The organism is Pedobacter sp. KACC 23697, assembly GCF_045348445.1.
Classification (GTDB): Bacteria; Bacteroidota; Bacteroidia; order Sphingobacteriales; family Sphingobacteriaceae; genus Pedobacter.
The window spans coordinates 1,688,876-1,714,124 of the sequence record NZ_CP157485.1; the positions used below are offsets into that span (position 1 = coordinate 1,688,876).

General features: G+C 38.0%; 19 protein-coding genes. 9 read left to right on the plus strand and 10 right to left on the minus strand.

The window, feature by feature from the left end; translation table 11 throughout:
- Window positions 1-319: 319 nt before the first annotated feature.
- The gene (locus ABEG20_RS06410; protein ID WP_406826556.1) at window positions 320-706 is read right to left on the minus strand and encodes a hypothetical protein; all 387 of its coding nucleotides are present in this window, start codon (window positions 704-706) and stop codon (window positions 320-322) included.
- A 228-nt stretch (window positions 707-934) separates the two neighbouring features.
- Between ABEG20_RS06410 and ABEG20_RS06415 the strand changes: the two genes are divergently transcribed.
- Genes ABEG20_RS06415 through ABEG20_RS06425 form a run of 3 tightly spaced genes read left to right on the plus strand, consistent with a single transcriptional unit; the run spans window position 935 to window position 4,450 of the window.
- Window positions 935-2,080 carry an ATP-binding protein gene (locus ABEG20_RS06415; RefSeq protein ID WP_406826557.1) on the plus strand — a complete coding sequence of 382 codons (1,146 nt, stop codon included), beginning with the start codon at window positions 935-937 and terminating at the stop codon, window positions 2,078-2,080.
- A gap of 55 nt (window positions 2,081-2,135) precedes the next feature.
- Window positions 2,136-3,509, plus strand: a complete 1,374-nt coding sequence (locus ABEG20_RS06420) for an NAD-dependent succinate-semialdehyde dehydrogenase (RefSeq protein ID WP_406826558.1) — start codon at window positions 2,136-2,138, stop codon at window positions 3,507-3,509.
- An 11-nt stretch (window positions 3,510-3,520) separates the two neighbouring features.
- Window positions 3,521-4,450, plus strand: coding sequence for an NADP-dependent oxidoreductase (locus ABEG20_RS06425; RefSeq protein WP_406826559.1), 930 nt, complete (start codon window positions 3,521-3,523; stop codon window positions 4,448-4,450).
- Window positions 4,451-4,561: 111 nt separating this feature from the next.
- Here ABEG20_RS06425 and ABEG20_RS06430 read toward each other — a convergent pair whose 3' ends face one another.
- A complete protein-coding gene (locus ABEG20_RS06430) occupies window positions 4,562-5,503 on the minus strand; it encodes a cation diffusion facilitator family transporter (RefSeq protein WP_406826560.1) in 942 nt (313 codons plus the stop codon).
- Between the two features lie 493 nt (window positions 5,504-5,996).
- Window positions 5,997-6,986, minus strand: a complete 990-nt coding sequence (mgrA, locus tag ABEG20_RS06435; RefSeq protein WP_406826561.1) for an L-glyceraldehyde 3-phosphate reductase — start codon at window positions 6,984-6,986, stop codon at window positions 5,997-5,999.
- 375 nt (window positions 6,987-7,361) lie between these two features.
- Between mgrA and ABEG20_RS06440 the strand changes: the two genes are divergently transcribed.
- Entirely contained in the window at window positions 7,362-8,534 is a 1,173-nt protein-coding gene (locus tag ABEG20_RS06440; protein ID WP_406826562.1) for an aldose epimerase family protein, read from the plus strand.
- A gap of 67 nt (window positions 8,535-8,601) precedes the next feature.
- On the opposite strand, the gene ABEG20_RS06445 is transcribed toward ABEG20_RS06440, so the two are convergent.
- On the minus strand, window positions 8,602-9,264 hold the full coding sequence (locus tag ABEG20_RS06445; RefSeq protein ID WP_406827381.1) for an HAD family hydrolase: 663 nt from the start codon (window positions 9,262-9,264) through the stop codon (window positions 8,602-8,604).
- 135 nt (window positions 9,265-9,399) lie between these two features.
- Between ABEG20_RS06445 and ABEG20_RS06450 the strand changes: the two genes are divergently transcribed.
- Window positions 9,400-10,020, plus strand: a complete 621-nt coding sequence (locus tag ABEG20_RS06450; protein WP_406826563.1) for a Crp/Fnr family transcriptional regulator — start codon at window positions 9,400-9,402, stop codon at window positions 10,018-10,020.
- On the opposite strand, the gene ABEG20_RS06455 is transcribed toward ABEG20_RS06450, so the two are convergent.
- Window positions 10,017-10,649, minus strand: a complete 633-nt coding sequence (locus ABEG20_RS06455; protein ID WP_406826564.1) for a phosphatase PAP2 family protein — start codon at window positions 10,647-10,649, stop codon at window positions 10,017-10,019. The genes ABEG20_RS06450 and ABEG20_RS06455 overlap by 4 nt on opposite strands.
- Before the next feature lie 450 nt (window positions 10,650-11,099).
- Here ABEG20_RS06455 and ABEG20_RS06460 point away from each other — a divergent pair, with 450 nt between their 5' ends.
- Together ABEG20_RS06460 and ABEG20_RS06465 are read left to right on the plus strand one after the other, a co-directional pair.
- Window positions 11,100-11,426: a hypothetical protein gene (locus tag ABEG20_RS06460; protein WP_406826565.1), complete on the plus strand. Its 327-nt coding sequence runs from the start codon at window positions 11,100-11,102 to the stop codon at window positions 11,424-11,426.
- Between the two features lie 294 nt (window positions 11,427-11,720).
- Window positions 11,721-12,413, plus strand: coding sequence for a lysoplasmalogenase (locus tag ABEG20_RS06465; protein ID WP_406826566.1), 693 nt, complete (start codon window positions 11,721-11,723; stop codon window positions 12,411-12,413).
- Window positions 12,414-12,862: 449 nt separating this feature from the next.
- Here the strand turns inward: ABEG20_RS06465 and pbpC are convergent, their stop codons facing one another.
- The 4 genes from pbpC to ABEG20_RS06485 all read right to left on the minus strand — a co-directional run bounded on the left by pbpC (window position 12,863) and on the right by ABEG20_RS06485 (window position 22,907).
- Window positions 12,863-15,235 carry a penicillin-binding protein 1C gene (gene pbpC / locus ABEG20_RS06470; RefSeq protein WP_406826567.1) on the minus strand — a complete coding sequence of 791 codons (2,373 nt, stop codon included), beginning with the start codon at window positions 15,233-15,235 and terminating at the stop codon, window positions 12,863-12,865.
- A 74-nt stretch (window positions 15,236-15,309) separates the two neighbouring features.
- Complete coding sequence (locus tag ABEG20_RS06475) at window positions 15,310-16,395, minus strand: Fic family protein (protein WP_406826568.1); 1,086 nt, start codon at window positions 16,393-16,395, stop codon at window positions 15,310-15,312.
- A gap of 487 nt (window positions 16,396-16,882) precedes the next feature.
- On the minus strand, window positions 16,883-17,179 hold the full coding sequence (locus ABEG20_RS06480) for a hypothetical protein (RefSeq protein WP_406826569.1): 297 nt from the start codon (window positions 17,177-17,179) through the stop codon (window positions 16,883-16,885).
- 136 nt (window positions 17,180-17,315) lie between these two features.
- Window positions 17,316-22,907, minus strand: coding sequence for an alpha-2-macroglobulin family protein (locus ABEG20_RS06485; RefSeq protein ID WP_406826570.1), 5,592 nt, complete (start codon window positions 22,905-22,907; stop codon window positions 17,316-17,318).
- 213 nt (window positions 22,908-23,120) lie between these two features.
- Here ABEG20_RS06485 and ABEG20_RS06490 point away from each other — a divergent pair, with 213 nt between their 5' ends.
- Window positions 23,121-23,558, plus strand: coding sequence for a nuclear transport factor 2 family protein (locus tag ABEG20_RS06490; protein ID WP_406826571.1), 438 nt, complete (start codon window positions 23,121-23,123; stop codon window positions 23,556-23,558).
- 116 nt (window positions 23,559-23,674) lie between these two features.
- Window positions 23,675-24,763: an ATP-binding protein gene (locus tag ABEG20_RS06495; protein ID WP_406827382.1), complete on the plus strand. Its 1,089-nt coding sequence runs from the start codon at window positions 23,675-23,677 to the stop codon at window positions 24,761-24,763.
- A gap of 35 nt (window positions 24,764-24,798) precedes the next feature.
- On the opposite strand, the gene ABEG20_RS06500 is transcribed toward ABEG20_RS06495, so the two are convergent.
- The gene (locus tag ABEG20_RS06500; RefSeq protein ID WP_406826572.1) at window positions 24,799-25,203 is read right to left on the minus strand and encodes a hypothetical protein; all 405 of its coding nucleotides are present in this window, start codon (window positions 25,201-25,203) and stop codon (window positions 24,799-24,801) included.
- Window positions 25,204-25,249 lie beyond the last annotated feature (46 nt).

Sequence of the window (25,249 nt, forward strand, 5' to 3'; positions counted from 1 at the left end):
ACATTAAAATTGGTGATATTTTATCCGATGAATATGGTAAGTCCGGGAAGGTATGTGAAATTGAAAAAATAAAGCGTCATAGTGAATATCACTATTACTTTAAATTATCTAAATCAGGTACCATATTAATCATTGTATAATTTTTTATAAGATCAACTGTTCGTTGTCTACCTTATAGCTGGTATTTTATGGCCGTTCGGGTTAGCTATGTTTGCTGGCTGGATCTTCGGCATTTTGATATTACGTCAAGCTCAATGAAAGATGAGCTTGACATCATATATCTAGAATTTCCGCTTGGTGATATAACCTCTGTTTATCGTTAGAATCTATAAGATAATGTGGTCAAAAACTGGCGTGTGGCAATGGGATTTACGCTGTAATTTTCGTGCACAAAATAATTCAATGCATTGGTAAGACTAGAAACTTTTGCCAGAAGCGAGAATTTTTTCCAGTCATATCCTGTCGAAAGGTCGAATGTGGTAAAGGCGCTTAACGGAATCAGCCTCAAGCTTGTTGCATTCTTGGTATCATTCCGGCCCCCATTGCACTTGCCTGTATAAAATGCAGAAGCACCCAATTTTAAACCCATTATTGCTCCGTCCTGCAGCGTATAGAATAAGGTAGCGTTAGCCGTGTTTTTAGTTGTGCCAACCAAACGAACATCCTCAATTATCCCGGTAACATCAGGTGTGTTGGTGAAGCGCATAAAGTTGTAGCTAAATCCTGCAGTAAAATTTAACCCGGTTAAAATAGCACCTGTTAAATCAACTTCAAGTCCATCACTTACAGTAGTTTTGTCGCAAAGAAAAGATTGATAAAAATCATTAATTTAAGAGATTAGCCAAACATTTATGAAGTTTAACTTGTATGATACTTAGTTTATTTGATTTATTCAGAATATGAGAATAATCAAATTTTAATTTCTACGGTAGATATGGAAAGTTATTCAAAGGTTTTAAGTAATGATCAGCTTTTAGAGGTTCTTTTCTTATCAAAAAATGCCACAGCCATATATACTTCAGAGCATATTGTCATTGAAATGGCAAATGATGCCATGATTGATTTTTGGGGTAAAGACCGGTCCGTTATCGGCAAACCCCTGGAAGATGCAGTGCCTGAATTAAAAGGGCAGCCATTTATCAACATGCTAAAAAATGTGTTGCTAACTGGTATTACAGATAAGGGTGATGCGATCCCGGCGGAAACGATGAGGGAGGGTAAGTTACAGACGGCCTACTATACTTACGAATACAGGCCCATTAAGGATGAATCAGGAATACCGTATTGTATTCTTCATACCGCAAGTGATGTTACTGATATGGTAAAAGCTAAAAATGCCATTAAAGAAACTGAATTACAACGTGAAGCACTAGATCAGGAACAGATTTTAATCAGCATAAAGGAAGAGCAGCAAAAAAATGATTTTATCAGTATGGTAAGTCATGAGCTTAAAACGCCCCTGACTTCAATCAGCGCTTACGTACAATTATTGCAGAGCCGGGGCTTAACAGATCTTTTTGTGGTCAATACACTCGCTAAAGTACAAAAGCAGATCAGAAAAATGAGTACATTGATCAGTTCTTTTTTAAATGTATCGCGTTTAGAATCAGGAAAAATTCAATTGAATCTATCGTATTTTGATCTAGATAAAGTGATTTCTGATGTGGTAGAAGATTTAGGATTGATATATCCCACCAATCAGATTAATTTTGAAGCTGGAGACCGTAAACTAATTTATGCAGATCAGGATAAAATTGGTTCCGTTGTTTCCAATCTGATCAGTAATGCTGTAAAATATTCAGATCAAAACAGTGCGGTTTGGGTTCAGTCGGTAATTATGGGCAATGAAGTATATGTTTCTGTAACCGATCATGGCATTGGCATAAAGACCCATGACCTGGAAAAACTTTTTGACCGTTTTTATCGTGTAGAAAGTCTCCAGACTAAAACCATTTCGGGTTTTGGGATAGGTTTATACCTCAGTGCCGAGATTATAAATTTGCATCAGGGTAAAATCTGGGCAGAGAGCGAGTATGGTACTGGTTCTATTTTTCATTTCTGCATTCCTCTTGCTTCGTAGCCCGATAATATTCAAATAAAAAACACAATTTAAAATGCTCGTTTGTTATAATCAAATGAGCATTTTATCTATAAACCCTATAAACGGGTCAATCATAAAAAAATATCAGGAGGATACTGAAAACGCGATTGATCAAAAAATCGGGCAGGTGCACCAGGTATGGTTAAAATACAAAGAAACAGATTTTCAAACCCGTTCCGGATTACTGTTAGAGGTATCAAAGCTCTTAAATGAGCGTAAAGATCAATTGGCCGAATTGATGGCTTTAGAAATGGGTAAACCATTAAAGGCTGGTGTGGCCGAAATACTTAAATGTGCTTCGGTTTGTGAATATTATGCTCAAAATGGTTCAGAATTTTTAGCCGATCAAATGATCAACACCAATGCATCCAAAAGTTATGTGAGTTTTCAGCCAATTGGCGTGGTTTTGGCCATTATGCCCTGGAATTTTCCTTTCTGGCAGGTATTTCGCTTTCTTGCTCCTGCGTTGATGGCCGGTAACGGCGGAGTATTAAAACATTCATCAGGTGTTACAGGTTGCGCGCTCGGAATAGAACAGATAATTGCAGATGCGGGATTTCCCCTGAATATTTTTAAGACGTTAATCTGCAATAGCAAAGCTATTTCCAAGGTAATCGAAAATCCACATATCAAAGCGGTTACACTAACCGGAAGTACCGAAGCTGGTAAAAAAGTAGCTGAACAAGCTGGTAAATTGATAAAGAAAACAGTACTTGAACTTGGTGGTAGCGATCCGTATATTATTCTGGAAGATGCAGATTTAGAAAACGCAGCGAAAGTATGTGCGGAAGCCAGATTAATCAATAACGGGCAAAGTTGCATTGCAGCCAAACGCTTCATCGTAATCAAATCGGTAGAAGAAAAATTTACCCGGCTTTTTAAAGCCGAAATGCAAAATAAAAAAACTGGCGACCCATTAATTACAGATACAGACCTTGGTCCGATGGCCAGGGCAGAACTTCGGGATGAATTACATCAGCAGGTTTTAAAAAGTATAGAACAGGGTGCAAAATGTATTCTTGGAGGAGAAATTCCAGTTATGGATGGTAACCATGCTTATTACCAGCCCACTATTTTAAGCCATGTAAAAAAGGGGGTACTGGCATATGATGAGGAGATATTTGGACCGGTAGCTGCGATTATAACGGCAAAAGATACTGATGATGCGATCCGCATTGCTAACGATACAAATTTCGGATTGGGAGCAGCCGTTTTTACTAGAAATGCGGCATTGGCCGAAGATATTGCCCGGAATAAGCTTGCGGCAGGTTCTTGTTTTGTAAACGAAGGTGTAAAATCAGATGCTGCTTTGCCTTTTGGCGGTATCAATCAATCTGGCTACGGGCGCGAGTTAAGTATGTTCGGAATCCATGAGTTTGTAAATATTAAAACAGTGTACATCAAATAAAAATATCCTATATGAAAGCAGTTAGAATCCATGAGTTTGGTGGTCCGGAAGTTTTATCGATTGATGATATTCCGGTACCCAAACCAGCATCCGATGAAGTATTGATTAAAGTACATGCAACCAGTGTTAATCCGGTGGATTGGAAAATCAGGGAAGGACACCGTAAAGATAAATTTCCGGCTAAATTACCACTAACCCTGGGCTGGGATGTTTCCGGTACAGTTGAGGAAGTAGGTGAAAAAGTAAGTGCATTTAAAAAAGGCGATGAAGTATATGGTAGACCCGATCCTACAAAAAATGGTGCTTACGCTGAATACATCGTCGTAAAAGCCAGTATCATCAGTATTAAACCAACCAGCATAGGACATACCGAAGCAGCCGCTGTGCCATTGGCAGGTTTAACGGCATGGCAAGGCTTATTTGATCACGGTTTGCTAAAAGCCGGACAAAAAGTATTGATTCATGCGGCGGCTGGTGGGGTAGGAACTTATGCCGTACAGTTTGCAAAATGGAAAGGTGCTTACGTAATTGGTACGGCATCAAGCAGCAATGCTGATTTCCTGAAGCGTTTAGGTGCTGATGAAGTTATAGATTATAAAATGGAAGATTTTGAGTCTGTACTAAAAGGTGTGGACCTCGTTTTAGATACCGTTGGAAAAGAAACGCAACTTAAATCATTAAATATATTAAAAGAAGGCGGGCGGGTAGTTACTACTTTAATGCCCGAATTTGCGTCTGAAGCCAAGGCTAAAAAAGTTCACCTGATCGGTTTTATGGCACAGTCAATTCCTGCTCAGTTAACCGAGATAGCCAGCTTGATCGATTCAGGAAAAGTTAAACCTGTTATTGAAAAAGTTTTGCCTTTTACCAGCGCAAAACAGGCCCAGATAGAAAGCGAACAGGGACACACGCGAGGGAAAATTGTGCTGCAGGTAATCTAGAAATTAAGTGCGGGATAAAATCGCTGAAGATTAATCAAGTACCAATTCTTATTATTATCGTCCTCCTGGAAAACAGAAGGGCGATAATCTTTCCCTTCATTAAAAGAAAATCTACTCCAGTTGGATGTCCTCGCTAAAATCATTTTCTTTTACATCAGCAGATTGTGGCTGGATAATCACAAATTTAACTACATCGTACTCTGCTTTAATTTTAGCTCTCAGCCTGTCAATGGCATTGGTTAAATCTGTGGTATTTAATTGTGCGTTAAAGATGAGAATGAGTACCAATAAAACTTCTTTGGGCGATTGATATTGAGACAAAACACTGGTTACCGTAATCACATCCGGATCATTTTCTACCAGATCTTTAATTTTTTGCTGCGTTTCCGGAGTTAAACCTTCGCCCATTAAGAGGCTGCGGCTCTCCCTTGCTAATATAAATGATACGAAAATTAAAAGCGTACCTACCAGAACGGAAGCCAAACCATCTAAAATTGGTAAGTTTAGGTTGTGGCTAAGTACCATGAAAATAAAAACAATCACTAGTCCTAAAACTGCAGCGCCATCTTCAAACAGTACTAAAAAGCCAGACGGATCTTTACTTTTAATGATCGCTTTCCACCAGGGTAAACCTTTGCGTGTTTTATTAAATTCTTTCATCGCAATGAGCAATGAAGCACCTTCGAAAATGAAAGATAAACCCAATACCACATAGTTCCATGTTGGATTTCCTAAAATTTCAGGGTGACGGATGTGTGCGATACCTTGGGATATCGACACCACACCACCTAAACCAAAAATCATGATTGATACGATGAAAGACCAGAAGTACAGCTCTTTACCATAGCCAAACGGACGTGATTTATCTGGTGGTTTTACGCTTCTTTTTAGCCCATAAAGTAATAAAAGCTGGTTGCTGGTATCAACAGTAGAGTGAATGCCTTCTGCAATCATTGAAGAGCTGTTGGTAAACGCCCCTGCAATAAATTTGGTTACTGCGATTAGTAAATTTGCTGCTAAAGCACTATAAATAGAATTATTGGCTCTTGCCATAAATGAAGAAATGTAATAGATTCATTTCTTAAACCCTTATAATCTCATTTGGTTTTAGTGTAATTGATGAAACTATAGGTATTTCCAAATCGTCTTCAGGTCCCGCAAGCGCCCGATGTCATTAAATTAAACGCCATAGTTGTCAGTCTAAGCGTAGTCGAAGACTTCTTTAATTTGATAAATCGCAGGTCAATACCTTCAACTACATGATCATTAACAGACTCCCCGAAAAAAAGATCGTCATCTCGACTGTAGCGCAGCGAAATGGAGAGATCTTTTTAACCGAATTATTAAAACCTGGTTTAAAAGATTTCTCCCCGCCTGTACGGGCAGGCACTGCGGTCGAAATGATACTTCGATACCATTTAACTTCATTAATATCTATCCATTTATATTGATTTTATAAAATGAATTATCCATCAGATGATATTTAGCTGTGCTGAAGATCTAACATAGATTACATTCGATTCCAGCTTGAAGATACGGCTGTTTTTTAACCTAAAATCTCATCAATCAATTTAATTTCAGTTTCGCTAAATTGAATATTATCCAATGCTTTAATTGAATCTGTTATTTGTTCTGTTTTACTGGCACCTATTAATACAGTTGTAATTCTATCATCTTTCAATATCCAGGATAACGCCATATGTGCCAATTTCTGTCCACGCGATTTAGCTACATCATTTAATTTATCAATGATGGATAATTTCTCTGGCGTGATATTACTTTCTTTCAGAAAAATACCGCTTGTAGCCACTCTTGAATCGGGGGGAATGCCATGCAGATATTTATCGGTAAGTAAACCTTGTGCCAATGGCGAAAATGGAATACAACCCACACCATTTTGCGCTAAAACATCAAGCAAACCATTTTCTACCCAACGTTCAAACATCGAATATTTAGGTTGATGGATTAAACATGGAGTACCGTTATCTTCTAAAATTTTAATCGCTTTTTCAGCTTCTTCGGCCTGATAATTCGAAATACCCACATACAAAGCTTTTCCCTGCTGAACCATCAGGCTTAAAGCACCCATAGTTTCTTCCAGTGGTGTTTCGGGATCCGGACGATGGTGGTAAAAAATATCTACATAATCCAGTTTCATGCGTTTTAAGCTTTGGTCTAAACTGGAAACCAGGTATTTTTTGGAACCCCAATCGCCATACGGACCATCCCACATGGTATATCCTGCTTTGCTCGAAATAATCATTTCATCACGATAACCCTTAAAATCTTCCTGAAGTATTTTACCGAAAACTTCTTCAGCCGATCCAGGGGGCGGACCATAATTATTGGCTAAATCGAAATGAGTAATTCCGTTGTTAAAAGCTGTATAGATAAGGTTTTTGCTGTTTTCAAAAACGTTTACATGCCCGAAATTATGCCATAAGCCTAATGATATGGCCGGCAGTTTTAAGCCACTGTTTCCACAACGGCGATATAACATTTTGTTGTAACGATCTGTTGAAATGATTTGATTCATATTTGGGTTTTGGTTGTCGCAATAATAATCAGTTTTAACGGATTTTAGCGGATGTAGGCTAACATTTATCAGCATGCGTTGGGAAGATGGAGTCAACAGGGTGTCTATGGATGCAAATAATTGGCATTGAGATAGCTTAAGCGTGTTTTTCTTCAGGAATAATCACCGGTCATATCTGAAGCTTAATTTATGAAAGTTACGGTTAAGTAATGTAATATCTCTACAATTCATTATCATCCATTGTACAAATCGTATCGTTGCTGATTCATTTTTGATTTACTTGTTAATATAATCTCTATTAAATCTGCTAAATCGTTTTATTTGTAAAAATAAGTAATATATTTATCATAAAATCTAAACCAGATATTCCAATTTATGAAATTAAAATCACTAGCGGGCCTATGTGTTATGGCTGCAACCGGGTTAGCTTCGTGCCAGTCCGAAACCAAAAAATCTGCCTCAACAGATACTTTAAAAAGCGAATCTGTAGCGGTTGTAAAATTAGTTGCCGATTCTTTTAAAAAGGTAATTGATGGTAAACAAACTGCTTTATACACTTTAAAGAATAAAGATGGTGCGGAGGCCATTTTTACCAATTATGGCGGGCGCCTGGTTAGTTTATTAATGCCAGATAAAAACGGTAAAATGGTAGATGTAGTGGTGGGTTTTAAAAGTATTGGCGATTACGAAAAATCTACAGAGCCTTATTTTGGTGCAACCATTGGCCGGTATGGTAACCGGATTGCCAAAGGAAAATTTACACTTGATGGCAAAACCTATTCGCTGTTTACCAACAACGGACAGAACACCCTGCATGGCGGGAAAAAAGGCTATCAATACGTGGTTTGGGATGCCAGCCAACCCAATGACAATACCTTGGTGCTGCACTATTTGTCAAAAGATGGCGACGAGAATTTTCCGGGTAATTTAGATGTCAAAGTCACTTATACGTTGACAGCTGATAATGAATTGAAGATGGATTATGAAGCAAGAACGGATAAAACTACTGTTGTAAATTTAACCAATCATGCTTTTTTTAATTTGAATGGCGACGGAAGTGGCGAGATTTTGAACCATGAGGTGAAGATTTATGCAGATGAATATACGCCCGTTGATTCTACGCTGATCCCGACGGGAAAAATAGAAAAGGTTAGAGGCACACCGTTCGATTTCACCACTGCAACAACTATTGGTAAACGCATAAACGATAAAAATGAACAACTAACCTTTGGTAAAGGTTATGATCATAACTACGTACTCAATAAAACCAAAGCCATGGGTATGTTCCATGCAGCTACGGTAAAAGGAGATCAGTCGGGTATAATAATGGATATTTATACGCAGGAGCCAGGTTTACAATTTTATAGCGGAAATTTCATGCAAAGTAAAAACACCTTTAAAAGTGGTGCCAAAGATGATTTCAGAACGGCGATTGCCATGGAAACCCAGCATTTTCCAGATTCACCCAATCAATCCGCTTTCCCGTCAACAGTTTTAAAACCAGGCCAGATTTATAAAACAAGCTCTATATATAAATTCACAAAATAGTCGGTTTGACGATTGATTGCAAATCATGATTAACATAATACGGCCTGATTAATTCGGGCCGTATTGTTTAGAAAAGTTCCTGTAGAACAGGATCGGTATAATCTTCTATAAAAGCAATAATGTTATGGTAAGCAGAAAATTCTTCCCGGGTATGCATGGTTGTCAGCACTATACATTTCATCCCTGCATGGAGTGCAGCCTCAACACCTTTTGGTGCATCTTCAAAAACGATACAATGGTTAGCTGCAACACCTAAAATTTCGGCCCCTTTGGTAAAGGTTTCCGGATCCGGTTTACTATTGGCCACATCTTCGGCACTTACTATGGCATTAAAGTAAGAACGGATGTTTAAATTATCGAGCACAAAGTTAATATTAAAAGGAATAGCTGCCGAACCAATGGCCATCTGAATACCCGATTGTTTCGCTTTTTCCAAAAAATCGCCTAAGCCGCTTATTAACGCCAAATGCTTTTTATAGGCTGCCTGATACCTGTGTTCTTTTTCGATGGAAATCTGATCTATTTGTTCCTGCGAGAAATGGCCAACACCAAAAACACGTTCCAACAGATCCTGGTTTTTACCGTACATCTGTTTTTTAACGGCATCGAAGCTTATGCTTGCACCTAAATCTTCGGTAAGTATATTATGCCAGGCACGGTTGTGAAAAGCCATATCGTTAATCATGGTGCCGTTAAGATCAAAAAGGAAAGCTTTGGGTTTATCATTCATGGTGGCAAAATTATCAGAATTTTTTATGATTATGTTAAAATATAAATTCTTCAATATAATTTTGGCTTTTATGTTCGTTTTCATGTTTTGGAAATCTGATATCCAAGTGATAACTTACACATTTTCTAAAAACACATGATAAATAATTTGACCGATGCCTACGATGAAGGCGATACATTTATTAAGTATTTAAATGAGCTGCAACCGTTAAGAAAAGAAATAATTGACCGGGGAAAAAAGGAAACTTTCAAAATTGCCGTACGCAAGAATGAGGTTTTGCCCAACTTGAATCATATTAACGGAGATTGTTTATTCTTTATCGTTAAAGGCCTGGTACGCGCTTTTATACTGGATGAAGGGAAGGACATTACGGCCTGGTTGACAGATGAAAATCACCTGATTGGGCGGATCAGAAATCATGGGGCATTTATACCGACCTACCAAGAACAATACCAGGCGCTGGAAGATTCTGAATTGATTATACTCCCATATCGTTTTATTGATGATATGTATGCACAATTTCCGGAGACCAATATTTTGGCCAGAAAATTATTGGCTATCCATTACCACATGTCGCAAGAGCGGTCTATCTTATCACGAATCCCTTCTGCCGAAATTAGATACAAACAATTTAAAACAGGTTATCCAACGATAAAATCCAGAGTTCCACTAAAATTTTTAGCGAGCTACCTGGGGATGCGGATTGAAACTTTATGCAGGGTAAGGAAGAAAGAAAAACTGCAGGCAAAAGCTTAAACTTTTTTCTTTTTAAAATAAAAGTAGCAAAGCGGGAAAAGACATATTAAGCCTAACAAAAAACCACCTACCGTATCGGTAAGCCAATGTGCACCCAGGTAAATTCTGGATGGGGCAATGCTTATCATTAAGAATGCTGAAATATAGGTTACTATATTTCTGGTCAGCTTTGGCACGTCTTTCAGCGTATTCATCAAAATGATTAAAAACCCGAAAAAGAGGGTGTAAGAAAGTACATGCCCGCTGGGATAACTTTGAAATCGGTTCACTTCTACCAGCCGCACGTAAAATGCAGTTGGGCGTGGACGGTTGATTACATTTTTTATGCCCAGAATAATTAATCCCGATAATAAAACTGTTAAAATAAATATTCCTTCACGCTTATATTTCTGCTGATAAAATATGGCGGCCACTATAACTACCGAAAGTAATGAATAGGGGAGTTCGCCGAAAAAACTGATGGCTAGCATTAATTGATCCAACCAGTCTGTGTGGTATTGCTGAATAAATAATGAAGTTTTAATGTCAAAATCGAATATGGGATGTTGTGCAATAAAAAAACTTAAATAAGTAAAAGCAACAAGTAGTATGGCGAGTATAAAAATTAGCGTATTTCGTTTTAAAGGCATAGGTATAACTGATAAAAACCAAAACTATGGATTTTGTGCCAATAGATGCAACAGTTTCCGTTTTTAAAAATTGTTATAATGATTAAATCAGAGCTGTAAAAGTCTGGTTTTGGTGATAAGTAAATGAAAGCAGTAAAAAGATTCATCAAGAAAATTAAACGATCCATAAAGGAAATACACCTATCTGTATAACCTGTTGGGAGATGTTAGAATGATTTTCAATCTTCGAACCAGATAATAAGGATATCTATGCTTACGAAGTTGGCAGGATTAATTTCTGCCAACTGAATAAGCACACTTTTCTGCAATTTACTTCAAATTATACTTTTTGTATTAACGCTTCGGCCCAAGCTCACCTCCTTTAAATGAGGAGGCGCTTAGGGTTTGTCTATTTATCGTGTTTTTGTGCCTGTTTTAAACCATTCACAAATACGTCGGGTTTCCTTAATTATGGATCCCAAACCATACCATGAAGAAGATATTAAAGTTCCCCGCTTTGAAGAAAGAGCTGTTTTTTACACGACCGCACAGCGAAGTAAGAATATGTCTAAAATTAAGGCAAAAAATAGTTTGCCCGAATTAAAACTGCGTAAAGCTCTATGGGCTAAAAATGTCAGTTTCAGGCTGCATCCTGAAAATTTTCCCGGCAAACCAGATATGGTTATCAATAAATACAGGCTTGTCCTATTTATGGTTGGGGATTTTTGGCAGGGTTACAAATGGGGAAAAGAAATCTGCGATAAAGACAAACCCGGGTTTCTGGATTCCGAAGATTGAACGCCATATACAGGCGATAAATATATTAACCAGCACCTAACTACTAAAGATTATACTGTGATGCGGTTTTGGGAGCATAAGGTGAATGAACATTTAACCACTTGTGTTAATCAGGTTTTGCTTGATATCGAGGCCGCAAAAGCTGAAATTATACCGCAATCTGATGATTGATTATTTGGTAATTATTGGTGCTGTTTTTTGAAATTACCGATCGGATATCAGTTAATTTTTGCGGCTATACGGTTAATATCCGTAATTTGGTTTTTAATTTGAACAAGCCAATTTCTAGTACTGATGAAGACCAGGTTATTTTCTTTTATATTTTTCCTCTTATTTGTCGTTCTGCTATATGCAGAATATGCCAATAACATTCAGCTGCGTACTTTTACAAAGCCATTAATAGCTGTTGTGCTTTTAGTGTGGCTTTATCTCAGCACCTATTTAAAGGGACGTTTTCATAAGCGGATTTTTACCGGGTTAATTTTTGCATGTATGGGTGATATTTTGCTCATGATCCAAAACGATAAAACAAGTTTTTTTATATATGGATTAATTGCATTTGTAGTTTGCCATATTTTTTATATCAGGGCATTTACACTCGATCATAAATCGAATCCTAATCACAAAACACCCTATTTTTTATGGGTTGTAGGCGCTTTTGCCATCTTTTGTTCAGGGTTGTTTTTCTACCTGCAGCCTAAGCTAGGCCCTATGCAATTCCCCGTTTTAATGTATGCCATTATTATTACCGTTATGGCTATCATGGCCTTTAACCGATATGGTAAGGTGAACATTTTCAGCTTTAAACTCATTTTATATGGGGCATTGTTTTTCTTACTGTCTGATAGTATTCTGGCCGTAAATAAATTCGCTCAGCCTATACCACAAAGCGGGGCTTTAATTATGGCAACTTATATGATTGCGCAGTATTTAATCGTGTATGGAACCATTTCGCGGCAGTTGGTGGTTACAAGAACGGAGGTTTAATTAACTTGATTTAATTGTTTTGGAAAAAGACTATGCTGATTTCAGGTTTTTAAAAGTTTTATTTGCATTGTTTCGAAAATGATTGATGCATTGGGAGCGCAAATTTCTACTAATAACAAAGTTTCTTCCCGTTTTTCGCTTATACGCTTCGCTGCCTCGTACCTCGTTGCTGCAGGGTATCGCTGCAACCGGGGCTAAATGGCTAATGTAGTACTTCATTTTCGTGGGGGCAGGGCGCGGAAGCCCCTGTGCCTGAACCCGGTTGGAGTGGAAGCCTCCGCTTTTCAGCGGTGCTTGTAACGGAAAGCGGGACAACAAGCCGCCAAGTACCACGAACCAGTCATTTCCTGATATTAAATTATTTAATTGGCGTGCATTCTTAGTAAACCGCAAGTTTCTTCTTTTAGACTACTTGTGTTACATCAGCATAAATACAAGCAAATTTGCTTTTACTTCTTCTCCTTATCCAAAACCGTAAAAACCTGCACCAGCCGCTCGCCATTCTCATCCACCAGAGTTAAGGTATGTTTACCGGGAGGCGGACTAATGGCCAATTGATGAAAATTAGTGGTGGTGCTTACATATTCATCATCAATGTGCCAATATATTTTAGCACCTGGATTTCTGTGCGCTGCGTTAATTACAATTTTACCTCTTGATCCATCCAGTTCCAGGGGGATATAAACTATCGCATTATTTTTAGGGTAAATAACTTCCATCACACTGTTTCCGCCCGAAAGGTCACAGCCAGCTTTAAAGGGGGGAAGCGATTTATAGTCGCTATTTTTTATTTTGTAATAATATTCCATAGCTGGCGGTAAAATAAACCAGCTTTTATGCTGCATTTTTGCGGTACTTTCACATTGGTCCGTAACCCTGAAAGTACCCGTTTTATCTAAATGAACCAATTTGTGGAAAGGACAAACAGCTGTCTTTTCTCCGGCAGCCGGAACAAGTTCTTGAATCACATCTGTACAATATTCTCCTGCTTTATAACCACTTTGTTTACATATGTTAAGTTTTTTGAGTTTGGTTACAGGAGTTTCGAACCATTTTCCATTGGGTAATAATCTAAAAATATCAAAAAGCACCGGTGCAGCAGCTTCTATTCCTACCAATCCCGGCCGGCCTTCGCCATCGGCATTACCCACCCAAACGCATACCACATAATTTGGTGTTAAACCTACAGCCCAGGCATCGCGAAAACCGAAACTGGTACCTGTTTTCCAGGCTACCCGCTGCGACGAGGAAAATTGTTCCCATAAACCTTCATCACCCGGGCGCATTACTTCTTCCATGGCATTAAAGGTTGCCCATATTGCACCATGATCTAAAAATGAGTTACGCTGATAGTCTTTTTCTTCTTTCGTTTTATGATTAAAGTAACTTGCCTGTTTATAATCTTCAGGATTGTAGAGGCCTTTGTAGGTGTTGAAATGGTTCAGTGTACGCACCATGCCCATGTAAGTGTTGGCTAAATCCCACATTGTAACTTCACTGCCACCTAAAATTAACGATAAACCATAATGATCTGCCGGCTGGTTCAATGTTCCTATTCCCAGTTTTTTTAATTTATCGTAAAAACGTTCATACTTATACTGCTGCAACATTTTCACCGCAGGGATATTTAAAGAGCGGCTCAGCGCTTTATCGGCAGCAATAGCACCATCGTAACCCAGATCGTAATTTTGTGGTGAATAGCCGGCTATTTGAGTAGGGATGTCTGGAATTATGGTATGCGGCAATATAAAGCCATCGTTCATCATACTGGCATAAAGCAATGGCTTTAAGGTACTGCCAGGACTCCGTGGAGCTTTAATCATATCTACATGACTTTGCAATTCGGTATTTTCTGGTTGATAGATATTACCTATATAACTTACAACCTGACCGGTTCTGGCATCAAGTACCAAGGCAGAAATATTGTTGATGTCGTTTGCCCGATAGCGGTTGTTATATCTGTTTAATATGGCGTTAACTTTTAGTTGTATATTTTCATCCAATGTAGAAGTAATTCTGGTTGATGAAATTTCAAGGTTTGAGCGTTCTGCTTTAAAACGGTTCAATAAGTGTGGGGCATTTTGAGGCAGGGGCAGGGGTCTGCCCGGAACAGGCTCTAGCTTGGATAAATTTGCTGTTGCCTGATCGATGTATTTTAACTGAGCCAGTTTATCCAAAAGATCATTCCTTTTTTTAACAAGCCTGGTCGAGTTTTTGCCGGGATGAACCAATGATGGGCTGTTGGGAAGAACGGCTAATGTGGCCATCTCTCCCCAGGAAAGCGTTTTAGCATCGCGACCATAATACCGCCAGCTCGCGGCTTCCAATCCCACTACATTACTTCCAAATGGTGCATTAGCTGCATATAGGCCTATAATTTCTTCCTTTGAATATTTTATTTCCAGGCGAAAAGCTAAAATCACTTCCAATAATTTTTGCCAAACCGTTCGGTCTTGTTTTCGTGATAAACGGATGACCTGCATGGTTAATGTACTACCACCGCTTACCACACTTTTAGCTCGCCAGTTTTGTCGCAAGGCTCGGCTCATGGCCAATAGATCTACGCCAAAGTGGTTATAAAATCTTTTATCTTCGAAAGCAATAATGCAATCCTTAAATTTCACGGGTACGCTATCGGCTACCGGGAAGCGCCACTGTCCGTCGCTGGCAATTGCAGCACTTAATAAATGACCATTACTGGCCTCGACAACATAGGAGGTAGGTGTTTTGAAAAGTTTGAATGGCAGTGAAAAAAGGAAAGCCAAAAGCAATGCAAAGCAAATAAGATCAGCAATGAGGAAAGCTTTTGGGATTTTGTTCATGTCGTTTTTGAAAATAAGGAACTTTAAAATTAAAATTTGAGCGGTTTTATTTGTAAATTCATACTCAAGCGTATTTAATTTTTCTCCAAAATATCAAGTAATTTATAATTGATATAAAGCTTTTCTTTTCCCACTTTAGTTGATTTTAAGAAACCATTAGACTCTAATAGAGTAAGATAATTCCCGACGGTTTTAGGTGTTCCTAAATTTGCATTTGTTAGTGTTTGCCGTTTTGTATAGGGTAATTTGAATAAAATTTCAATTAAGTCTTTTGAATACACTTTAGGTAATCTCAATTTAATTTCATTGGCAGTTACATTCATCAATCTAGTAATATTTTCCAATTGGGTAATGCCTGTTTTCGCTGTAACTTCTATCATATCCAGCATATAAATGATATAAGACTCCCAGTTGTTAGTTTCGGTTACAGCTTTTAGATTTTTATAATAATCATTTTTATTCTTGATGATGTATCCGCTTAAATAAATTGCAGGAATGTGTAAAAGCTTACTTATTTTTAAATATAATAAAAGCAAAATACGTCCGGTCCTACCATTTCCATCAGCGAAAGGGTGTATTGCCTCAAACTGATAGTGCATTACCGCCATTTTTATTAAAGGATCAATTTCTTTGTTGCTATTTATGAATTTTTCTAAATCAGCTAATTTTTCCCTAATAATAATTTCGCCTGTGGGTGGCGTGTAAATCACTTCGCCTTTATTGTTTTTTAAAGTTGTTCCTGGTGTGTTTCTAATTGCTGCCTGGTTCTGTTTTATGCATTGTACTATCTCTATACATAAATTTGTGGTGATAAAGGGTTTTCTTTCTAATTTTTTTAAACCTAACCACAAAGCTTCTTTGTAATTTAAGACCTCCTTTGTCAAGCTATTCTCAAACTTATTGTCGGCCACCAGGTTTTTATATAGTTCATCATTTGTTGTAATGATGTTTTCAATTTCTGAGCTGGCTTTTGCTTCTTGTAAATGAATGGTATCTAAAAAAAGTGTTGGGTTTGGTAAATTAACAAGTGCACCATTTAATTGAGCTAGTGCTCTGCTTGCAGAAATTGTTTTAAGCAATATTTTTCTGGTTTCGATATCCTTATTAGGAGGTAATAAGGGTAATTTATTATAAGGTATTTCTCGTTTAAACTTTTCCATAACAGAGATAAATTTTACCTGTATTTGTATAACGAGTGTAAATATAGTTAAATTTTACACTCGTAATTTATACAAGGGTAAAATTTACTCTCGAAATATAAACGGGGGTAAAATAAATTTAATTTTACCCTCATTTTTTAAGTGCCCTAATGATCTGGCTTATCCTACACTATTTATGATCGATTTTGCTAAGCTTAAGCAATTTATAAAATTATTGATCAAGGCCCTTATTTAATATTGTTTCAAAAACTGGTCGAAAATGGATTAACACTTTATCGTTAATGAGTTTGTAATTTCCTTTATCAAAAACCACTTCATCGAATTTGTGATTTTTATAGCCTGGCGCAAAAAGCAGTTTAAAATCATGACTTCCTTTTATGTATCTAATTAAAGAAAAATTATAGAATAACATTGGATGCTTATCATATACTTAATGTGGCTATGCCAAAATCATGATCGAACCCATAAAACATTTGCATTGGATCTGTTATGGTGTACGCATTTTTTTCCTAATAATTATAATTTGATCCAGATTGTTCTTAATGCAGAAATCTTCAGCATAAGCAACCATTTTTTTGTATTTATATCGCTCAGAAAAATACTCAAGTTCACTAAAATCAAAATTTTCCAATTCCTTATTTTCGATATTCTTTCTATTTAAATAAGTTAATAGATTGAAACTAAAGTCATTTTCGGCAAGTACATTTGGTTTGAAATGCACCTTTAAGGTAAACATAACCCATCCGGTAGTTAACGTTGGATACAATTCCTGCTTTTTGTCCAATTGAATATAATGGAACGAGAAAAACTGAGATCATAAATATAATTTTCATTGGGATGGTTGCTGCTTTTAATTGATTCTATTAAGGTCGTAGCGTTTCGCTACGACCATTATTTTGCATAATCTATTTGTGTATATTCTATTTCACCACCTGCACCCACTTACCAGACTCAGTTGCTGAGATATCATTGTTGTACATCGCTTCACATTGAACGGCCGATAAATAGTATTTACCCAGGTAAGAAGCATTAAGGAGTACCTTGTACACCAAACTTTCGCCTTCTCTTACATTAAAATAAGTGAAAACACGGTCATCCCTAATGTCTTGATAGGTGAAAGGAGATGAAGCCAGGATACTTTGGTTATCATTTACCCGGGTGTTGATAATTTCCCACCCTGATGGGAAAATCTGTGTTAAGGCCATCTGTTCGTAGTATCCCATTCTGCCAGGATTTTTTACCGTTACCTCTGCGTAGAAATCTGTTCCTTGTTTTAAAGTAGTCGGATCTAAAATTTTTCCGTTTAAACGCTTGTAGGCCACGCTCATGTCCAAAACATCAGGACGGTTAGGTAAAAAGTTATTCTGACCAGCAACCGGTTGCCCTTCTAAAACCAAACGGACAAAAAGTACATTATTTCCATTGTTGGTAACCGAAGCGGTATTTCCTTTAAAGGTTACCGGTGTACTGTTGATATATTGATTTGAATTTACAGGGGCAGATTTTCCGTCTAATATATATTGGTACTGCAATTTATTGGCAGATTGATTTGAACCACAGAATTTAGCAATAGCCAACAAGCTATAAGCGGTTGTTTGTGTACTATACCAGGTGTTTTCGCCTAGTTTGGCCGCTAATGGCTGCAATAAACTGGCGGCTTTTGCTTTCTGACCAAGCAGGGTTAAGGTTTCTAAAATCATCGCTTCGTCGCGCACATCAGAGCCATAAGTTCCACCTAATTGTTTATAGGCCTGGATGGATGTATCTAAACCTCTGATCATGTTTTGAGCAACCTCATTTTGCCCCGCCAGTTTATAAGCGGCTGCCAAACGCCATTTTGCGGCAACAGATAAATACTGGAAGGCTTTTAAACGGTTCATAGCCGCCATTTCTGGTTTTTTAGCCAATGCCAGCATATACAAACGGTATGCCTGCGATAAATCGCCACCATAAAAATTATTGCTATTAGGGGCCCAGTTGGTGGCTTTCGATTTTTGAAAGCGTAATAGTTCATCTAAAAGTCCAACCGGTAGCGTATACCCGGCATTTTGTGCCTCAATTAAGAAATGTCCGGCGTAATTACTTCCCCACTCGTCAGCTGTTCCTTCTCCAGGCCAGTAAGATAAACCGCCGTCAGTAGTTTGGAAACCTTTGAGCCTGTTTATTCCGGCTTTGATATTTTTCTCTGTTTTGGCTTTCTGTTGTTCGTTTAACGGGCTTAAACGATCTAAAAATAACTGTGGGAATATCCCCGAAGTAGTCTGCTCGATACAGCCATGTGGATATTGAATAAGGTAACTCAATCTTTTGCCAAGGTTGATTGCGGGGATAGAGGATACCTCAAGCGATCCGGAATTGGTACCTGTCATTCCGATCGGTAAATAATTGACAGCCCATTTGGTATGTGGCTGAACGGTTGCAGAAACCACATTGGTTACGTAGGGGTTTGGATTTCTGATATCCATTTCTACATCATAAACTGTTTTTTCTGCTCCGCTTTGTGCAATTACCTTCACTTTGGCAATACCTACGGTATTTGGTGCTTTCACCTCAAAATAGGTCATCTGTTCACCAGTTTGCTTATAATAAAGCTGTTGTTTATTAGTGCCATGAACAATTAAATTACTGGTCTGAAGTTGCACGGATACATTTTTAAGATTTTTCTCTGTAGCAAAAACGGTTACAGGCAAGGTGAAACTTTCGCCAGGGCCAATTACCCTTGGCAGCGTAGCCAAAACCATTAACGGCTTTTTAACCTGAACCGATTTTTCTGCAAAGCCATATGCCGCATCCTGTCCGGCAACTACCATAGCCCTTACGGCGCCGATGTACTGTGGCAATTTAAACTTATGTGTTCTACTTTCGCCTTTACCAATGGTAAATGGCCCCATAAATTTAACTACTGCTTTAAAACGGTTGGCTTTTGCGGGGTTTAAGTTTTTGTTGATGCTTCCATCACCGCCAATACTTAAAATACGTTCTAAATTTCCACCCCATGCACCCAGTACATAGTCAAATAAATCCCATGTTTTAACACCTAAACCTTCGCGGGCATAAAATGCACCATGCGGATCTGGTGTCTTAAATCGCGTTAGGTCAAGCAAACCTTCATCAACCAGCGCAATGGTATAAGTCATCGCTTTGCCGTTCTGCTCGCCCACAGTGATGGTATTTTCGGTTTCCGGTTTAATTTTATCGGCCATTTTAATGGTCGGTTTTAATATGGTTTGCGGATCTTCTATAGCAAGTGGAATAGCGCCATACATTCTAATCGGTAAGTCGTTAACCGTTTGTGCGTGCGGTTGTAATAAAGTAATGTTGGCGAAAACATTAGGAGCCATCTCTTTCTCGGCCTTGAACTTAAATTGCGTTTGTCCGGCTTTGGTATCCACCCAGAAGGTTTTTAAAACGCGGCTTCCATTTTCGATGGAGATGAGTGCCCTTCCATTTTTACCTGTGGGTATGGTTAAGGTAATATCTTCTCCAACGGTGAATTTTTCTTTATTTGCCGTGAAAGATAACATGGAGGCCTCTGTTGGGTTGCTGCCTTGTTCGCGTTGTGCCCAGCCTGGCCAATCGATGTAAACCGATTTTCCGGTAACATGTCCGCCACTTACATCGCGTACCAGAATTAAATAACGGCCCCATTCTGGTTCATCAACGCGCAAATTCCAGCTTCCTTTTCCGTTAAACAAGTTTACCTGATGACTTTCAACTAATTTGTTGTATTGGTTTTGGGTAAAATTAGCATAGGTATACTGATCATCCTGTTCCCACCACCAGCGCCATTGGGTTTTATATAACTCAACCGTAACGGTTTTGGTGCCACTCAATAATTTTCCGTCGGTATTTACATTAACAATTTCCACTTTATGTTCTTTCCCGGTAACCAACATACCACTTAAGCGGTCGCCTTTTTCGGTACGGATGCCTAAATAACTGTTGTACACATGATAAGGAATACTAAAATTATCGATACTGAAATTACCTCCGGGTTCGAAAACTTTAGTCGTAAAGTTTGCCCTTAATACACCGGGCGCGGTATTATTCTCATTGAGATTGGTGTTAATCTGTGCGGTACCGTTTTGGTTTAATGTACCTTCAAAAATGGTTTTAACCTGCGATTGGAAGTTAACTGTAGGATTATCAAAACTAAAACCCTCAAACCCTTTAAACTTAGTTTCAGTAGTGTTTAAGTTTACATCAACCTTTGCTTTTAAGTTTTGTGCAACGGCACCAAACAACCATTTGGCCGATAGGGTAGCGGCTGAAGTTCCAGCGCTTAAATATGTTCTATTGCCAATGTTGAAATCAATTTTCAAACGGTTTGGCATGACGGTTTCAATTTTTAAGGTTTTGGTGAATGTGGCACCACCAGCCTTTACCTTGGCCATCCAGTTACCGGTAGGCGCGGTACTTTCGGTAGCGGTTTTAAAAGTATAGAATCCATTTAAAGGCTTCCCGTTAATCAATCTTTTGTAAAGCTGACCTTTGGGATTATAGACTTCCATCGTTACCGGATAATTGGCCGGCAGTTTTTTAAGTTTATCTTCCAGCACAAAAGATACAAATAAGCTATCGCCGGGACGCCAAACGCCACGTTCTCCATAAATAAAGCCTTTTAAGCCACTTTGAACTACATCACCACCCACATCAAACCTGCTTAAAGGAAGTGAGCTGCCATCGTCTAATTTAAGGTATCCACGTTCTGAGCCATTTTTAGCAATCAATAAAAATGGTTGGCGTTTCAGGTCAAATCTGGCAAAACCGTCACCATCAGTTTTAGTCGTAAAAATGATCTGCTTCTGGTAATCCATTAATTCCAGGTTTACACCACTTAATGGTTTTGCGGTTAATAGATCGGTTGCCACAATCAACATACTGTTATCATTACCGCGTTTGGCTACCAAACCTATATTCGAGGCCATTAAGTTTCTGCTGGCCCAGCGTTCATTGGTATAAAAAGAAGGTGTACATGGATTATCTTTATCATTCCATTTATAATGAGGCGGGTAATAATTGTTGTAGCGCTGCCAGAAATCATCATCCTCATCAATTTTTTCACCATAACCTTCGTAATCGCCATATGCTGCATCTTCATCACTTCCATTGTTTTTTTCTTCTCCGGTTTTACAGTTGTAAGCATTGTATTCCTGTCTGAAAGCAATGGTAACCCTGTACATCGCACCGGGCTCTGTACGAATCATTTTATCCAGATCGAGTGTAAAACGGTTCTTTTTATGGAGGTTAAGTGCCTTATCTTCATCCAGCCGTACCGTTTTTTGCAGAATGGGTTTGGCCACCCTGCGCAATTCGTTACCATCTTTATAACTATTGGTTTGAAAAAACTGCGGGATATTATTTTCGTAAATTTTGATTACCGTAACATCAACGGCCTTTAAATTAATCGCTTCAAAAGGTAAAACCAGTTTTCCGGAGTTTGGTAAAATGGTGCCTGCACCTGCAATGGTAACCGCAGGTAGTTTATCTTCGAAAACAAGATTGGCTACTTTACCACCAGGCAGTGTTTTGCCGTTGATATTTTCAACCCCTGCATTTACACTTAAGGCATAATTACCTTTTAGTTCTTCAGGAGCGTATACTTTAACCTGACTGGCATCAATGGTGTACCTAACATCGCTCAGGTTGCCCAGCGTAATCATCCCGGTTAAATCCTGGCCAACACCAATCGGCTCTGAAAATTGTACCAGGGCATAATCCTCTTCACCCTGAATGGCTTTCATATCGAGGATTTCAAATTTGTTTACTGCCGGAACCCGAATTTCTACCTCACCTTTTTGATCTGCGTCAATGGCATCACCGTCCCATTCTATTTTTAGATTCTGATCGTTACCCGTTTTTTTAATGCTGTCGATGGTGAATTTCGAACTATTTTTAGCAGGGTCATGCTGCCATTTGATTTTTAATTTCTGATCAAAATCCAGGGAAAGTGTTTTTTCTATCTTACTGGTTTCTTCCACATCGGCAGTGGTTACCTCACCGGTGAGTTTCATGTAATCCAGAGAAGTGTTGTTCTGCGAAACCAATCCGTTTTGAGCGAGCATCAGGCCTGGTGTAATGACTTTAAATTCGAAATCAAAATCTTCCAGACCTTTTTCTGTAGCAGAAACTTCCGAAAGTTTAAAGGTGGCCTCGTAGTTTTTACCTGGTTTAAGGTTTTCATCAGGTCTGAATTCAATGGTTTGAGGATCTATCCAGTAGGTTTTTCCCGAAATAGAAGGGGAGAAGTCGAAAAGCTCGCGCGTATCTGCTTTGCCCAGATCCTGCATGCCTGTTGCTGCATTAGCCAGGTGGACACGGATAAAACTCTTTTTAGAAATGGTACCCGAGGTATAAGCTTCGATATATTTTGCATAAGCCTGGTTTTCTTCGTAGTTTTTCTTTTTTCTATTGAAATAGATAAATACAATTGCCGCTATTGAAACAGCAAGCAGGCCAATAAAAATAAATTTCTTTTTTGAGGAAGATTGATAGGTAGATGGTTGTTCCATAAATGAAATTCGTTAAGATAAATGAGATTATAATGCAGCGGTTGGAGCAATTGCTATGCCGTAATTGATGTATTTTAACCGCAAATCCAATATTTAAGGAGAAAATTAACTAAAATCAGCCTTAAACGGAATAATGTTGAAAATTATAACGAATATGTTGCTCATGTAATGGCTTTTGGATAAGTTTACAACATCAATCTTAAATGACCAGATATGATCAGGAAACTCTTAATTTTTTCGTGTTTATTAATTTCTACAACTTTTTCTTTTGCGCAGAAGACTAATGCAGAAAAAGAAGTTAATGAAGCGGTAAATAAACTTATTGGTTTGATGGTTACTCCAGATAGCTTAGGTTTGGATAAATTGTTACTTAATAATTTGAGTTATGGTCACTCCAGCGGGAAATTGCAAACTAAACAAGAATTTATGCATTCACTGCTTTCTGGTGAATCTGATTTTCTAGACGATATTGTGCTGGGCGATCCAAAAACCATTATTCAGGGAAATACAGCGCTGGTCAGGCATAAGTTAATGGCACAAACCAATGATAAAGGCGTGAAGGGAAGTGTAAATCTATATATCCTGCTGATTTGGAGTAAGGAAAAGTCGGGCTGGAAGTTGCTTGGCAGACAAGCGGTTAAGATAATATAATTACATATCTTACAATTTCGGAATTTGATTCCGAAATTGTAAATTTGTTAATGATTCAAAGACTAGCAAAAAAAGAATTATTAGAATTAAGTACGCAATTTTAATCTGTAGCAGTAATTGGCCCTCGTCAATCAGGAAAAACTACATTAACTAAAAGTGTATTCCCTGATAAACCGTATGTATCTTTAGAGAATCCAGATACCCGTTATTTTGCAGAAGATGATCCTCATGGATTCTTGAGCCAATTTCCTGCAGGTGCAATTTTAGATGAGGCACAAAGAACACCTAATCTTTTTTCATATCTCCAGCAAATTCTTGATGAGTCTTCATCACCCGGAAAATTTATTATTACAGGCTCCAACAATTTCCTTTTACAGGAAAGTATAGTTCAAAGTTTAGCTGGCAGAATTGCCTATATAAAACTTTTACCTTTTTCAATTCCTGAACTAAAAGCAGCAAATATTATTTCAAACGATGTAAATGAGTTTCTTATAAAAGGAGGGTATCCGCCAATTTATGATCAAAATATCCCTTCATACAAATGGCATCAAAACTATATTCAAACTTATTTAGAAAAGGATGTAAGGCAAATCAAAAATATTACTAATTTATCTTTATTCGAAAGATTTTTAAGATTATGTGCCGGCCGAGTTGGCCAACTGTTGAATATGAATAGCTTGGGGATTGAGGTGGGGGTTGATAGTAAAACTGTCGCTTCGTGGATTGGAATTTTAGAAAGTAGTTTTGTTATATATCGTTTAAAGCCACATCATCAAAATTTTAATAAACGGGTGGTGAAAATGCCTAAATTGTATTTTTACGATACTGGATTAGCAGCTGCACTTCTTGGTATACAAAATGATTCTCAACTTGATACCCATCCGATTAAAGGAAGTCTTTTTGAAAATATGATTGTTGTCGAAATGCTAAAATGCAGATTTAATTTAGGCTTAAGTGACAATATTTTCTTTTGGCGAGATCATGTGGGAAATGAAATTGATGTGCTGGTTGATGATGGAGGAAAACTTCTGCCAATTGAAATTAAAGCCGGTAAGACAATCAATAGCGACTACTTCAAAGGAATTAATTTTTGGAATAAATTAACTAGTAGTAGAGGCGGACAAATAATATATGCAGGCAATGAAAAGCAATCAAGGAGCAATGATATTAATATCTTTCCCTGGAATAATAATACATATTTTTAGTTGTTGAGCCTTAGTATTTTGATTAAGTCTCAACACTATTTTATCATCACCCCAGGCTTGTTAACCAAAGGTATTTTGATCAGGTTGGAATCGATAATACTTTCGGGCAGAAAAATAAACTTTTTGTCGTAAATGGTACTGCCGATGTAATAGCTTAACCAATATTCGTTGGTTAAACCAAATACTTCAGGATCAATGGCTTCAACTCCTGCAAAAGAATTTGCTTCCATATCACCAATAAAGTGCCTTAAAACAGAAGTTTTTACCTGTTTTCCATCTTTTTCACCATAACCTTTAGAGCTGATCAACACATTTGTGATGGGTTCGTTTTTTAAATTGACGAGATAAACCGTCCAGCTTTTTACTTCAGGTGTTTCCCCCATTAGTACCACGGCCATGGCAATATCTTCAACTGTATTTTCTGGTAAATCTGCTTTCATAATAACTATTTGTCGTCATGCTGAACTTGATTCAGCGTCTTTCTGA

Coding starts and splice junctions, on each gene's coding strand:
- ABEG20_RS06425 (WP_406826559.1), top strand. CDS start 3,521: ATGAAAGCAGTTAGAATCCATGAGTTTGGTGGTCCGGAAGTTTTATCG.
- ABEG20_RS06475 (WP_406826568.1), bottom strand. CDS start 16,395: ATGGAAAAGTTTAAACGAGAAATACCTTATAATAAATTACCCTTATTA.
- ABEG20_RS06460 (WP_406826565.1), top strand. CDS start 11,100: ATGGATCCCAAACCATACCATGAAGAAGATATTAAAGTTCCCCGCTTT.
- ABEG20_RS06415 (WP_406826557.1), top strand. CDS start 935: ATGGAAAGTTATTCAAAGGTTTTAAGTAATGATCAGCTTTTAGAGGTT.
- ABEG20_RS06440 (WP_406826562.1), top strand. CDS start 7,362: ATGAAATTAAAATCACTAGCGGGCCTATGTGTTATGGCTGCAACCGGG.
- ABEG20_RS06455 (WP_406826564.1), bottom strand. CDS start 10,649: ATGCCTTTAAAACGAAATACGCTAATTTTTATACTCGCCATACTACTT.
- ABEG20_RS06420 (WP_406826558.1), top strand. CDS start 2,136: ATGAGCATTTTATCTATAAACCCTATAAACGGGTCAATCATAAAAAAA.
- pbpC (WP_406826567.1), bottom strand. CDS start 15,235: ATGAACAAAATCCCAAAAGCTTTCCTCATTGCTGATCTTATTTGCTTT.
- ABEG20_RS06445 (WP_406827381.1), bottom strand. CDS start 9,264: ATGAATGATAAACCCAAAGCTTTCCTTTTTGATCTTAACGGCACCATG.
- ABEG20_RS06450 (WP_406826563.1), top strand. CDS start 9,400: ATGATAAATAATTTGACCGATGCCTACGATGAAGGCGATACATTTATT.
- ABEG20_RS06485 (WP_406826570.1), bottom strand. CDS start 22,907: ATGGAACAACCATCTACCTATCAATCTTCCTCAAAAAAGAAATTTATT.
- ABEG20_RS06490 (WP_406826571.1), top strand. CDS start 23,121: ATGATCAGGAAACTCTTAATTTTTTCGTGTTTATTAATTTCTACAACT.
- ABEG20_RS06465 (WP_406826566.1), top strand. CDS start 11,721: ATGAAGACCAGGTTATTTTCTTTTATATTTTTCCTCTTATTTGTCGTT.
- mgrA (WP_406826561.1), bottom strand. CDS start 6,986: ATGAATCAAATCATTTCAACAGATCGTTACAACAAAATGTTATATCGC.
- ABEG20_RS06430 (WP_406826560.1), bottom strand. CDS start 5,503: ATGGCAAGAGCCAATAATTCTATTTATAGTGCTTTAGCAGCAAATTTA.
- ABEG20_RS06500 (WP_406826572.1), bottom strand. CDS start 25,203: ATGAAAGCAGATTTACCAGAAAATACAGTTGAAGATATTGCCATGGCC.
- ABEG20_RS06410 (WP_406826556.1), bottom strand. CDS start 706: ATGCGCTTCACCAACACACCTGATGTTACCGGGATAATTGAGGATGTT.